This window comes from Opacimonas viscosa (assembly GCF_024199005.1).
In the GTDB taxonomy this organism is placed as follows: Bacteria; Pseudomonadota; Gammaproteobacteria; order Enterobacterales; family Alteromonadaceae; genus Opacimonas; species Opacimonas viscosa.
Window position 1 is genome coordinate 1 of record NZ_JANATA010000130.1, and the last position, 272, is coordinate 272.

Consider the following 272-nt stretch of genomic DNA (forward strand, 5'->3'; position numbering starts at 1 on the left):
TCCCTCGTCAGCCCGTTGTAAAGTATACACGCGCAATGCACGCTCAGATTCTTTGCCCCGCGTATCCCGAAGCACCATGGTGGTGGACGCCACTGTATCTTCCCAGCCGGAATTGCGTGCTTTACGCTCCGTTGCAATTCGTAAACCTTCGGCTTCATCAGCAATAACCGTTGACGTTGCCACGCTGGTAAAACAAATTGCCAGCAAAGTGCGCGCAAACACCCGTCCTAATTTAGTCATAGGTAATTCCTTCTTATTATGATGATGTCACT

At 49.6% G+C, this 272-nt stretch carries 1 pseudogene; it reads right to left on the reverse strand.

What is annotated here, in order from left to right:
• Positions 1-240: pseudogene (locus NLF92_RS12990) on the reverse strand (hypothetical protein); the annotation flags it as partial.
• Between the last annotated feature and the right edge of the window lie 32 nt (positions 241-272).